General features: G+C 34.8%; 20 protein-coding genes. All 20 read left to right on the top strand.

The window, feature by feature from the left end:
• Positions 1-757: HNH endonuclease (locus tag O3616_RS09775; RefSeq protein ID WP_371638764.1), on the top strand; the 757-nt coding region annotated here is incomplete at its 5' end.
• Between the two features lie 109 nt (positions 758-866).
• Complete coding sequence (locus O3616_RS09770) at positions 867-1,361, top strand: SMI1/KNR4 family protein (protein ID WP_371638763.1); 495 nt, start codon at positions 867-869, stop codon at positions 1,359-1,361.
• 76 nt (positions 1,362-1,437) lie between these two features.
• The gene (locus O3616_RS09765; protein WP_070842156.1) at positions 1,438-1,938 is read left to right on the top strand and encodes an SMI1/KNR4 family protein; all 501 of its coding nucleotides are present in this window, start codon (positions 1,438-1,440) and stop codon (positions 1,936-1,938) included.
• Positions 1,939-2,012: 74 nt separating this feature from the next.
• Entirely contained in the window at positions 2,013-2,672 is a 660-nt protein-coding gene (locus O3616_RS09760) for a hypothetical protein (RefSeq protein ID WP_371638762.1), read from the top strand.
• 38 nt (positions 2,673-2,710) lie between these two features.
• On the top strand, positions 2,711-2,866 hold the full coding sequence (locus O3616_RS09755) for a hypothetical protein (protein ID WP_180364263.1): 156 nt from the start codon (positions 2,711-2,713) through the stop codon (positions 2,864-2,866).
• Positions 2,867-2,990: 124 nt separating this feature from the next.
• Positions 2,991-3,233 carry an HNH endonuclease gene (locus O3616_RS09750; protein WP_142350479.1) on the top strand — a complete coding sequence of 81 codons (243 nt, stop codon included), beginning with the start codon at positions 2,991-2,993 and terminating at the stop codon, positions 3,231-3,233.
• Between the two features lie 15 nt (positions 3,234-3,248).
• A complete protein-coding gene (locus O3616_RS09745) occupies positions 3,249-3,731 on the top strand; it encodes a hypothetical protein (RefSeq protein WP_070842158.1) in 483 nt (160 codons plus the stop codon).
• A gap of 177 nt (positions 3,732-3,908) precedes the next feature.
• Positions 3,909-4,175: a hypothetical protein gene (locus tag O3616_RS09740; protein WP_004262711.1), complete on the top strand. Its 267-nt coding sequence runs from the start codon at positions 3,909-3,911 to the stop codon at positions 4,173-4,175.
• 150 nt (positions 4,176-4,325) lie between these two features.
• Entirely contained in the window at positions 4,326-4,703 is a 378-nt protein-coding gene (locus O3616_RS09735) for an immunity 22 family protein (protein ID WP_371638761.1), read from the top strand.
• A 38-nt stretch (positions 4,704-4,741) separates the two neighbouring features.
• A complete protein-coding gene (locus tag O3616_RS09730) occupies positions 4,742-5,284 on the top strand; it encodes an ankyrin repeat domain-containing protein (RefSeq protein ID WP_371638760.1) in 543 nt (180 codons plus the stop codon).
• Positions 5,271-5,606 carry a DUF2185 domain-containing protein gene (locus tag O3616_RS09725; RefSeq protein WP_000868444.1) on the top strand — a complete coding sequence of 112 codons (336 nt, stop codon included), beginning with the start codon at positions 5,271-5,273 and terminating at the stop codon, positions 5,604-5,606. The genes O3616_RS09730 and O3616_RS09725 overlap by 14 nt, the downstream gene beginning before the upstream one ends.
• Before the next feature lie 54 nt (positions 5,607-5,660).
• Positions 5,661-6,365 carry an HNH endonuclease gene (locus O3616_RS09720; RefSeq protein WP_371638759.1) on the top strand — a complete coding sequence of 235 codons (705 nt, stop codon included), beginning with the start codon at positions 5,661-5,663 and terminating at the stop codon, positions 6,363-6,365.
• 2 nt (positions 6,366-6,367) lie between these two features.
• A complete protein-coding gene (locus O3616_RS09715; RefSeq protein ID WP_371638758.1) occupies positions 6,368-6,823 on the top strand; it encodes an SMI1/KNR4 family protein in 456 nt (151 codons plus the stop codon).
• A gap of 97 nt (positions 6,824-6,920) precedes the next feature.
• Complete coding sequence (locus O3616_RS09710; protein ID WP_371638756.1) at positions 6,921-8,039, top strand: HNH endonuclease; 1,119 nt, start codon at positions 6,921-6,923, stop codon at positions 8,037-8,039.
• Position 8,040: 1 nt separating this feature from the next.
• Positions 8,041-8,484 carry an SMI1/KNR4 family protein gene (locus tag O3616_RS09705; RefSeq protein ID WP_371638755.1) on the top strand — a complete coding sequence of 148 codons (444 nt, stop codon included), beginning with the start codon at positions 8,041-8,043 and terminating at the stop codon, positions 8,482-8,484.
• Between the two features lie 153 nt (positions 8,485-8,637).
• Complete coding sequence (locus O3616_RS09700) at positions 8,638-9,024, top strand: hemagglutinin (RefSeq protein WP_371638754.1); 387 nt, start codon at positions 8,638-8,640, stop codon at positions 9,022-9,024.
• Entirely contained in the window at positions 9,021-9,410 is a 390-nt protein-coding gene (locus tag O3616_RS09695; protein WP_371638753.1) for a hypothetical protein, read from the top strand. The genes O3616_RS09700 and O3616_RS09695 overlap by 4 nt, the downstream gene beginning before the upstream one ends.
• 63 nt (positions 9,411-9,473) lie before the next feature.
• Positions 9,474-10,409 carry an HNH endonuclease gene (locus O3616_RS09690; protein ID WP_371638752.1) on the top strand — a complete coding sequence of 312 codons (936 nt, stop codon included), beginning with the start codon at positions 9,474-9,476 and terminating at the stop codon, positions 10,407-10,409.
• Between the two features lie 19 nt (positions 10,410-10,428).
• Complete coding sequence (locus O3616_RS09685; protein WP_371638751.1) at positions 10,429-11,121, top strand: hypothetical protein; 693 nt, start codon at positions 10,429-10,431, stop codon at positions 11,119-11,121.
• Positions 11,122-11,336: 215 nt separating this feature from the next.
• Positions 11,337-11,517 (top strand): hypothetical protein (locus tag O3616_RS09680; protein ID WP_371638750.1); only part of this gene is annotated, 181 nt, incomplete at its 3' end.

The raw sequence follows: 11,517 nt of genomic DNA, 5'->3' as shown, positions 1-11,517 counted from the left end.
AGACACCCGAATCCCAGTCGGCATTCGTAAAAAGGCAGTTGCCTTTGCGGGAGGTATGGGAACCATGCCTGCCTTCAGCGTTGAGAGTAAGACTCTACGTGATGTGATGCACTTCTCAAGCAAACATGCGGATGATGTGGTGAGAGTGGCAGAGAAGCCCTTTGATAAAGAGCGATTACTTCAGAATCTTAAAGAGAGCCGACTAGCGAGAGAATCATCAAACTTTAAAGAGTATGTGGCTAAAGAAAAGGACTTCTTTGAAGGCATTGCTAAAAATAAGAGATTTGAAGCATTTGGAAAAGGAGAATTATCCTTTGATGATGTCTTATCAGACTATGCTAAAGAGTATGCTGAATTAGTAAATAATAATGAAAAATGGACCTGGTCTAAAAATTTTGTTAATAGCAATAAAATTACTAAAGGACAAAAGCAATTAATTAAAAATCTTGCTATACAGGAAGGTTATATACCTAAAGTAAAAGTAACACCGGCTGAAGGAATGAGGTATGGATTTGCAGATTTTGAGGGAGCAAATCTAGTGCAAGAAACTGTTCAGCTCCCCAAAGAACTTTGGTTAAAGACTGATAGAGATCAATTTAAGTGGTTAAATGAAAAGATCGGTGGATTTAGAGAAGGGATGACTTGGCATCACACAGAAGTACCAGGAAAAATGGAGCTAGTTCCCTATGGCATACATAATATAACATTGCATAATGGTGGCCGATCAGCGGGTCTTTGGGCATATGCACCAAGATGATTCTGATATTGATTTTTAATGAGGTGTATGTAATTCTTGTATAGCGCTGCTAATATATATTGAATGTGGTATTCATTCTAAATATAAAAAGAAAGGAAAAAATTAGAAAGTGGAAGATATTAGAACGGTAATCCTCCCTTTGCCTAGTATTGAATTGGTTAAGGAAAAGGAGGAAGAATGGTGCATTGAGTTACCGAGTTCCTTTAAGGAATTCATAATCAGATATAATGGGATAATTCCTAAAAAGAATCTTTTTAAAATCAGTGATGATAAAGAGTATGTTATAGAAAGATTCCTTTGTATTTTAGATGATTTTGAAGAGAATTCCCTAGGAATGTACGATATTGATGTTATATGGAGTCCAATACTAGAAATTTTAAGTGTGGATCCAGATTCTGTTGGTGTAGAACTATTACCAGTAGCAACACTGTTCGGTGGTGATTTTATATGTTTAGACTATAGAGAAGGGACCCAGAACCCCAAGGTATGTTATTGGAAGCGTGAGGATTCATACGAATGGCATCCTAGTGTAGAGTTTGTTTCAGAAACATTTGAAGACTTTTTAGGAATGCTATATTCTGAAGATGATATTGCAAATAGCTAGTATTTGATTACGGAATCATGCTTTAGGTCATTGGGCCGACGCTATAAGATAAATAGGAAGGATTTAATGTTTAATAATGGAATATAAAAATACGATAATAACACCATTACCTGACGAACAGTTACTGAATGAAGAAGAAAAGATATGGAGGGTTTCACTCCCAGCATCTGCTAAGGAATTTTTTAAACAATATAGTGGGTTGATTCCTAAGAAGAATATCTTTAGCGGAAAGTTACCTCAAGATCAGGAACGTATAATAGAACGTTTTTTATGTATTTTACATGATACTCAAAATCATACTTTGGGTATGTATGATATAGATGTAATTCTAACGCAATTAGATGAACGCTTACTGTATTCTGAAGATATTTTAGGAGTAGAATTACTACCTGTAGCGGCTTTATTTGGCGGAGACTTTGTTTGCTTAGATTATAGTCAGAGAAGGGAGAATCCTAGTGTGTGCATATGGCATCATGAATCTTCTTATGAACTTAATCCATTCACAACTTTTATCACGGATACATTTGAAGACTTTTTAGGAATGCTATATTCTGAAGATGATACTGCAAATAGCTAGTATTTGGTTACGGAATCATGCTTTTGAGTATATGTTAAGAGTAATGCACAAAATATAATGCAGGAGTCCTATTTATGGGGGATAAATTCCTTGAGTTATTTATTAAAAAAACTTTTTATAATGAGCTATTTAATAAATTGAAATCTTACATCTACCTTCATAGAGATGAAATAAAAGTTAGATCCTACACTTTATCTTCGATATCCTATAAAGCGCTAGATGATTTTAGCGTCAAGAGTGTTTTAACACGAAATATGGTTGGTGATATGATAGAATCTTATTTGCTTGTAGTAGCGATATTAGAAATAAAAGGACACTCTAAATATGGATATGAAGTAGATAATGCTGAAATATGGCTAGATGTAACGGTTTCTTACCAATTGAATAATGGACTTCATCATTTCTGCGTAGGGAATATCACAGAGTATGATGCTACTAATAAAGAGATGAAACAAGTTGCGGAAGGAATAGTGAGAAGATACTATCCAGAGGCGTTACAGACTCCGATGCCTCTACCTATTGATGAGTATCTTTCAAATATCGGTCTGACAAAAGTTGAAGGGAAATTGATTCCAGATAGTTCCGTTTTTGGAGAGATGATTTTTAAAGATACAACTGTCACGTTGTATGATGAAGATACTCCTAAAGAATTGGCTGTTTCAAAAGGAACTATTCTGGTCGATCCAGAAGTAATCTGTTTACGAACAATGGGAAGCAGGTCACAAGTGAGTTAGATGCGATTTTAAACAATCAAAATAAGGGCTTAACAAAGGTGAGTGGGACGGTTACTATGGCCAGCCCTTATCGTAATCCTGAAGCGCTAGCTATCTATCGTAATCCTCATTTCAAGAAGGCGGCAAACCGTTATCACCAGAAAGTGGATAGCATGGCACGGGCTTATTTCCAGAATAATCATCTGGACAGGTGAAAGAGGAGAGTCTACATTTGTTTCAAACAAAGATGAGGTTAGAAAAATTTTAGATGATGTAAATCTAGAAGGTATAGAGTATGAAAATGCGATACCAGATTTTTCACCTGTCTCTAAAGGTTAAGTGAAAATTATAGATATGGGTATTGACAGAAATGCTAACTTTAGACAAGCTGATGAGCTCCTTGCTAGAGAATTGGGGAAAACTCGTCGAGAAATTGTTAAGTTTAGAAAAGAAAATAAACTAACGTGGCACGAACTTAATGACATGACGAGTATGCAACTAGTTCCGAGTATCATAAATAGTAAATTTGGGCATTTAGGCGGTGTTTCAGAAGTTAAAAAGTTGTTGGAATTATTGCAGTAGAAAAAGAGGTGTGAAATGAAGATAGTACATCCTGTTTTTGGGGAATTGACATTTAATAATGGTTGGACTAAGAGTATTAAATTAAATATTTTTAAAAAGGAATTTTCTGTTGAAATAAATATTGATGCAGATGAAGATGCGGTATTCGATGAAAATCAAATCAAAGCTTTTGAATTTTTTTTCAGTGATATTCAGAACTGTGTTACCCAAGCCGAGAATGGTATTGTTGGATATTATAATTCAATAATTGATGAGGTAATTGATAGACTGGATTCAGATTCTAATTTTGGTCAGAAGTTATTAAATGCTAAAGATAATCCGAGTGAAATCTTTAAATTTTTGACAGTAAAACAAATTATGATTCCGATGAATTTTGATGATAATACACGCGAAGCAGGCTTCATTTGTGATTGTGAATGGGATATTGAGAACGGTGTTGGAATAAAATATATTAATGAACAAATATCAGAAATAGGATTTCAAGACATTTTGCTATAAGGGAGAAACATTAAGTATTGGAAAAGTTGCGCCGCAAACGATATCTTCATCAGGGACTGTTCTAAAAGGTGGTGCTGACCAAATATTATTACCGCAAGACTGGCCATTAGAATGGATTTCGGATTTTAGAATAGTTCCTAATTGATGGATTATCAATAATTGAGGGAGAAAAGAGATATGACAAGTAGTTTAAAGCGAATTTCTGAAAAAATTGTTTTTATTATTGAAGAAGAGTACCCAAAACAAAAAAGTTTTACAGGCTCAATTCAAAGTATTTATCAATTAGCAAATGAAATTATAGAAAATGGAGAAGTAACAAAAAACATAAATCTAAAAAGTTTAGTTAGAATGTTTGCAGATGAGACCACGCATTATCAAAGTGAGCTCATTTACTTACTTCAAGATTTAGATAAGGAATTGAAAAAGAATAAACATAAAAGATAGTTTACAACATTTTTTATCGAAACGAAAAGAAGAGAATAGGTCGAAATTTCTTTCAGATATGGAGAAATTGACGCTGTTTGTCCCAATAAGATGGGTAGATAATCAAACGTTCCTCATTCTCCATATTCAGGATAGAAAGGATTTAATAAAATGGAAACAGACAATACGGTATCTATTTGGATAGGTAATTTCAAAAATTTAACTGAGTTAGAAAATTATATTGATCTAACTTATGATGATGAGGGAGAGATCGTTGTTTCTGATTTTTTCAATGATTTTAAGATAGACATTAATGATATAGATGAAGATTTAATTGAAAAAGCAGTTTTATCAAATGAAACAAACGATATATCTATTATTTTGCGAACTGCTTCCTATGAGGAACAGTTATTGTGTGAATTGAACGCATTAGAGAGTCTGAATATAAATAAAGGTAATGCAGTTGTACTACTCTATAATTATGCTTATGATGGTTCTGTAGAATCCTCAGATTATTTAAATTTCATTACAAGTGTAGATTATAGATAAAACAATAATTTAAAAGTATGAGTAAGGAGATGGGTGATATGGAATCAAAAGCAATATTTGAAGCTGCACAGGTAGGCGATTTTAAATTACTGAAAGATTTATATAGCGGTAGTATAAATCAGGTAAATAAGGAACAATTGAATCTTTTATCGGTTGTCCTCACTAATAGTGATAAAATTGATGACCGAATTAAGATAATTAACTTCTTGCTCGATAGAGGTATAGATATAAACTATCAGGATAGAGATGGTAGAACAGCACTACATAATTTTTTTCAATTTAAAGCAAATTGGAGACCTAATGTAGATTACGCAGTAAATGTAATAGCTAGTTTAATTGAAGCGGGTATAAATATTAATGCAATTGATAAATATGGATCAGTAGCATTAATTTATTCTTTAACTGTTTTAAAATTAACAACGCAAGATGCATATCCTATTTATGAATTATTGCTAAAACATAATGCAGATTATACTCTAAAAAATGATGCGGGTAAATCTGCGTTAGACTACGCTAAAGAGTTATCTTGGAGAAATGATTTTTTAAATATTTTGGAGAAGTATGAAAATGAAAGTAAGTGATAATTATGGAGGATTTGTTCTATCAAGGAATGTAAAAAATGGATTACCTATTGCGTATACTTACAGAGAAAAATCTCGACTGTTACAATTAAATGGATGGACTATTTATTCTAGTTCCGATGATGAGGAATACGTAAATAATCCCCAGAATTTTGAAATTGTATCAGCAAAAACCATGTTTTCTATTGCACCCGTGATGGAAGAAATTTTTGAAGCGAAGTATGGGACGAATTTAGCGTGGCTATACGAGGAGGGGGTTCATGTTGGTTTCTATGATTTAAATGAGGAAAAAGAGGTAAAAATATCTGAAATTTTAGATTAGTTATATATACTAGTATTATCATGAAGGAGTCCTGCTTAAGCTAAGGCAGCTGAGATGATTCAGTTAGCCAAGAACAGTACCAAAGCAAGAGTTCTCGCAAATGTTGAAAAATGGGGATCAAAGGTTGACAATATCCTAGCGAAGAGCAATAATGTCATTGGGAAATTTGGGGAGAAATTATTAGATACCCGAATCCCAGTTGGCATTCGTAAAGAGGCAGTTGCCTTTGCGGGAGGTATGGGAACCATGCCTACCTTCAGCGTTGAGAGTAAGACACTGCGTGATCTGATGCACTTCACTAGCAAACATGCGGATGATGTTGTGAGAGGAGTAGGTGGTTCTGGGAAAGCCACAGCGACTTTTAAAGGTGAACTTACTGCAGAGAATATAACAAAAGAATTATTACAAACTAAACCTAAAAACTCTCCGACACCACAAAAATGGATGGATAAAGGAGGGGAAATTGAAATACTTGAAGATGGAACATGGGCATATACAAATTCTGAAGGTATCACAATAAAATATGTTGATGGATTTCCTGATTTTAAAAATGGTATTCCACCACAAGTTAAAAAAGAGTTTGTGATAGAGGGCGGCTTTGAGGGAAGGTCGAAAGACTTTTCCAAGGCAGGAGATGCAGGTATTGGTAATACTTGGCATCATCACCAAGATGGAAAAACGTTGCAAGCGGTTGACAGGGCTATGCATAGGCAATTTACTCATCGAGGTGGTATATCAATTATGAAAGGAAATAAATAAAAATGACAATGAAGCTTGATAGGTTTGGATCTGCCAATGAAGAAGCAATTTCAATATTAGAAAATAAATTTGAAGTAGTTTTACCAGAAGATTATAAAAGATTTTTATTACAAAAAAATGGTGGTAGAAATACAGCTTATAAATATAAAAATTTAGTAAGAATTTCTCAAATTAGTGAAGAAATTAATATTGATGTAATGTTCGGTGTTGAAACGAATATGAAAAATGCAGATATCGAACAGTGGACTAGTGAGTATCGGGATGATTTATTCCCAAATTCAATCATTATTGGGGACACTATTCAACATGGCTTCATAGTGTTCTGGCTTAGTAATGAAGAAAATAGGGGAATTTATTACTATGATGATACATATGAATTTGAATCATCTACTGATGATGTGAATGCTTATTTTTTGGCAAACTCATTTAGTGAGTTTTTAAGTATGGTAGAAAATTAGTGAATAGGTCGTTGAGGGCACACGAAATCTGCCTATTCCACAGGACTTGAAAGATACCCTCCTGTTTGCGGAAGGTTTTATTGGTTCAGCTGGAAGTATGGTTTCAGAGACTGCCATCGGAGCTGTAGATTTGACTCAGATCATTGGTATTGCCAGTATTGATGGCGTCAATCGCTTAACAGGAGGTCAAACTCCAGAGTGGATGAAGCGGGATTTGCAAGGAACGGTAGATAACCTGTCTAGCCTTGCGGAGTTAGGAGTAGGAACTTACACTGCTCTGACGGATCCAGGAGCGGCTCAGCGTGGCCAGGATCCTAATGCCAGCTATGCGGATAAGGCAGCTTATCGTGCTCAGGAGACAGGAAAAGCCCTCTGGGATAAAGTTACCCATATGGATGCCTATGATGCAGGAGGCTTGACCTTTGAGATTGCCAGTCTTTTTGTCGGTCCAGCAGCTGTAGGTAAGATGGCTAAGGGGACCAAGCTCGGAGCTAAGGCAGCTGAGATGATTCAGTTAGCCAAGAACAGTACCAAAGCAAGAGTTCTCGCAAATGTTGAAAAATGGAGTTCAAAGGTTGACAATATCCTAGCGAAGAGCAATAATGTCATTGGGAAATTTGGGGAGAAATTATTAGATACCCGAATCCCAGTTGGCATTCGTAAAGAGGCAGTTGCCTTTGCGGGAGGTAAGGGAACCATGCCTACCTTCAGCGTTGAGAGTAAGACACTGCGTGATCTGATGCACTTCTCAAGCAAACATGCGGATGATTTTGTAAGAGGTGTAGGTGGTTCTGGGAAAGCCACAGCGACTTTTAAAGGCGAACTTACTGCAGGGAATATAACAAAAGAATTATTACAAACTAAACCTAAAAACTCTCCGACACCACAAAAATGGATGGATAAAGGAGGGAAAATTAAAATACTTGAAGATGGAACATGGGTATATACAAATTCTGAGGGTATCACAATAAAATATATTGATGGATTTCCTGATTTTAAAGAAGCTGGTCTAGTAAGGCAGGAATTGGAAATTGGTGAATTCAAGAATTATGCTATTGATTTTAAGAAAGCAAATATGACAGCTCCTCTTGGAAAAAAACTACGAAGTAACACATGGCACCATCATGAGGACTTAAAGACATTACAAGAAGTGAATAAGAGCATTCACGCAGAGTTTACCCATCGCGGAGGAGTTTCCCTAAAGAAAGGAAAATAAGATGATTTTAGAAGGTTTTAAAAAAATAAATGAGGAGCAAATTACTCGAGTTGAAAATACTTTAAATATCTCATTCCCTTTAGATTATAAGGATTTTATTCTATCGAATAATGGGATATGCGCAGAAGGTGAGCTTGGTATAACACTTCCTTTGAATCAAGAAGTAATAGCCATAGATATTCTATATGGAATTGATACAGAAACCGAGAATTGTAACATTCTTGAATGGACTCAAGAATACAAAGAAGATTTACCTGAAAATACTCTTATTATTGGAGATGATGTACTGATGGGGTTCTTTATTTTAGTTTGTAAAGGAGAAGATAAAGGGGTGTACTATTATGATCATGCTTATAACTTAGAGGGTTCGGATGATGATGGAAATACTTATTTTATAGCTAACTCTTTTGAGGAGTTCATAAATCAATTGACTGTGATTGAATAATTGAAGTAATTTTTACAATCATATTATTTTAAGTAATATTAAGTTATATATATGAAATAAATAATGTTCATAACCCCGTGATTGTTGGTTTAAAGAATAGCTTAGAATTTCTAGGTTCTGAGTTTTCCAAGACGATTACGGATTTTCAGAATCTTGTTGGCGAAACCTCTGCGTGATCTGATGCACTTCTCAAGCAAACATGCGGATGATTTTGTAAGAGGTGTAGGTGGTTCTGGTAGGGCGGAGCGAGTCACACAAGGTGTTAATAATATGTCGGAGTTTTTTGAAACAGAATTTGGACAAAAGATTGTGGGAAGCCTTAGAAAGACTAAGAAACAATATGACGGGCAGAGTGTTTATGAAGTGATGAAGAAGGTTGATAGAAATTTGCGCAAAGGAGATTACCTGTATTTGGATGGTTTACATATGGACCATTTTGAAGTTTTTGATAAACGTGGTAATTTGAAATCTGTACTTAATCTTGATGGTACTTTAAACACAGATAAGTTATTAAAAGCTAAAGGAAGGAAATTACATTGAAGGAAGAAATCTATAAACTTTTTGAGGTGTGTAAACGATTCAATTCGAGGCTAGGATACTCATTAGAAGAAAATATAAAATTAAAAGATTTTAAAGAATTGATAGATGATAATCTATCTGATGACTTTCAAGAGCTTATGTCAGGTATTTCAGCATTCAAGGAAGAAATAATTGATCAAAGTATAGCTGATGAGCAATACAGTCAATTCTATTACGAGTTATTGTCTTCGATGGCTAACTTTTCTTCTTACTTTGCAGATTTGCATGAAATAATTTTTGATCTAAACGAAAGACGCAGATTTAAAATGGGAGAAATTACCAAAGAGGAGTTAGTCAGTTCAGATAAAATAATTTTAGACGATGAGGACGATGAATCTGGAAATTAAAGAATAGATACTTATTATTTTTCTAAACGTATTAAAGATTCTGTCCGATACTATGAGCCGTATTTGAACACGGAGGAAGCCCTCTGGGATAAGGTCACCCATATGGATGCCTATGATGCAGGGGGCTTGACCTTTGAGATTGCCAGTCTTTTTGTCGGTCCAGCAGCTGTAGGTAAGATAGCTAAGGGGACCAAGTTAGGAGCTAAGGCAGCTGAGATGATTCAGTTAGCCAAGAACAGTACCAAAGCAAGAATTCTCGCAAATGTCGAAAAATGGAGTTCAAAGGTTGACAATATCCTGTCTAAGAGCAATAATGTCATTGGGCAATTCGGGGAGAAATTATTGGATACCCGAATCCCAGTCGGTATCCGTAAAGAGGCAGTTGCCTTTGCGGGAGGTATGGGAACCATGCCTGCCTTCAGCGTTGAGAGTAAGACTCTACGTGATGTGATGCACTTCTCAAGTAAACATGCGGATGATGCAGTACGAGGAGTAGGTGGTTCTGGTAGGACTACAAGTAAGCTTAGAGATAGTGTCTTAGAAGGAGCAAAATCTAAAGGCAAAGCTAGATATGGTGAACGGAAAATTTCTGATGAAGAATACGCAAAATTGAGGAAAATGACACCATCCAGAAATATTAGAAATAATGTGAATAAAGACATCCAGTTACCGATGCCCGATCCAGCTATTCCTGGTAAGATTATAGAAATTGGAGAAAGATTAGAAGCCGACCATATTGTTTCAATGGATAGGATTACAAAAATGGAAGGCTTCAAAAAATTGACGCTAAAACAAAAACTCGATGTTCTAAATTATGAAGAGAATTTTATCGGATTGAGCAAAACAGCAAACACATCTAAAGGTTCGAAGAGTTACAGCGAGTGGACTAGATATGTAAAAGAAAATATACCTATTTCTGCAGATTTTAAAAGTGCTATGATAGCCAAGGAAAGAGAATTGGAAGTTGTTTTGCAAAATTTAATTGATTCTTTTGATTAAATAATAGAGGTTAGTAATTATGAATAATTTATCAAATATTTTGGGCCAGTATACACTATCAAATTCTGAAGTGGAGATTATAGAAGAAACCTCTAAAATCTTATCGGCAGATATTTCGCAATTTTGGAAAAAAATCTTTCTTTCTGATGACTTTAAAGAAAGAAAAAGCATACTTCTTACAGAATGGAAGAAATTTGTATCAGCAGAGTTGTCTAATACAATTTCCTATCTAGATGAATACTTGCTTCGGCTTGATTTGATTTTCTACAATGGTGAATACTCTATACTATACACAATTTCATCCTATGATAATAAAGATGTACTTCTGTATGAAGGTAAGAACCCAGTCTCAGTCGATGAATTAAGGAAAAAATTCGGAGATTTATTTGTGTCATTGGACAGCTCAATAGTAAACTTTTACACAAATATTCATAATGGTTTTTATGATTATAGAAGTAAAAGTATGGGATTGGATCCCGTCAAAAATATAGAGCCAGTATCCTTGTATGAATGGGAATATATCAAGCAAATAGATTTTAATCTTGAAGCATTATTTACATTTTTTAGTAATGGTATGGGAGACTATATCGTATTGGATATAGATTCTAAATTAGAAAACGGAGCTTATTTATGGTCTAAAATGGATTTGCCTGAAAGAGGTTTAAATTTTTGGAATTATATTGATGAGTGGACAGTAATTGGTTTTGAGTAAGTTTTTATAGAGGCTAAGAGTATTAGAAAGTTTAATGAAGGAGTTCTATTTATGAGTGATAAATTCCTTGAGTTATTTATTGAAAAAACTTTTTATAATGAGCTATTTAATAAGTTGAAATCTTATATTTAGCTTCATAGAGATGAAATAAAAGTTAGATCTTACACTTTATCTTCGATATCCTATAAAGCGCTAGATGATTTTACCGTCAAGGGATGAAAGATACCCTCCTGTTTGCGGAAGGTTTTATTGGTTCAGCTGGAAGTATGGTTTCAGAGACTGCCATCGGAGCTGTCGATTTGACTCAGATCATTGGTATTGCCAGTATTGATGGCGTCAATCGCTTAACAGGAGGTCAAACTCCAGAGTGGATGAAGCGGGATTTGCAAGGAACGG

The sequence above is a fragment of the Streptococcus sp. 27098_8_86 genome (assembly GCF_041432595.1).
Lineage (GTDB): Bacteria > Bacillota > Bacilli > Lactobacillales > Streptococcaceae > Streptococcus > Streptococcus pneumoniae_F.
Note: the sequence above shows the minus strand (reverse complement) of the source record. Positions and strands in the feature narration are given on the sequence as shown.

What these genes read in the sequence shown, in the direction of transcription:
- O3616_RS09720 (WP_371638759.1), top strand. Translation starts at nt 5,661, where the DNA reads ATGATTCAGTTAGCCAAGAACAGTACCAAAGCAAGAGTTCTCGCAAAT.
- O3616_RS09705 (WP_371638755.1), top strand. Translation starts at nt 8,041, where the DNA reads ATGATTTTAGAAGGTTTTAAAAAAATAAATGAGGAGCAAATTACTCGA.
- O3616_RS09765 (WP_070842156.1), top strand. Translation starts at nt 1,438, where the DNA reads ATGGAATATAAAAATACGATAATAACACCATTACCTGACGAACAGTTA.
- O3616_RS09715 (WP_371638758.1), top strand. Translation starts at nt 6,368, where the DNA reads ATGACAATGAAGCTTGATAGGTTTGGATCTGCCAATGAAGAAGCAATT.
- O3616_RS09730 (WP_371638760.1), top strand. Translation starts at nt 4,742, where the DNA reads ATGGAATCAAAAGCAATATTTGAAGCTGCACAGGTAGGCGATTTTAAA.
- O3616_RS09710 (WP_371638756.1), top strand. Translation starts at nt 6,921, where the DNA reads ATGGTTTCAGAGACTGCCATCGGAGCTGTAGATTTGACTCAGATCATT.
- O3616_RS09740 (WP_004262711.1), top strand. Translation starts at nt 3,909, where the DNA reads ATGACAAGTAGTTTAAAGCGAATTTCTGAAAAAATTGTTTTTATTATT.
- O3616_RS09745 (WP_070842158.1), top strand. Translation starts at nt 3,249, where the DNA reads ATGAAGATAGTACATCCTGTTTTTGGGGAATTGACATTTAATAATGGT.
- O3616_RS09685 (WP_371638751.1), top strand. Translation starts at nt 10,429, where the DNA reads ATGAATAATTTATCAAATATTTTGGGCCAGTATACACTATCAAATTCT.
- O3616_RS09735 (WP_371638761.1), top strand. Translation starts at nt 4,326, where the DNA reads ATGGAAACAGACAATACGGTATCTATTTGGATAGGTAATTTCAAAAAT.
- O3616_RS09760 (WP_371638762.1), top strand. Translation starts at nt 2,013, where the DNA reads ATGGGGGATAAATTCCTTGAGTTATTTATTAAAAAAACTTTTTATAAT.
- O3616_RS09725 (WP_000868444.1), top strand. Translation starts at nt 5,271, where the DNA reads ATGAAAGTAAGTGATAATTATGGAGGATTTGTTCTATCAAGGAATGTA.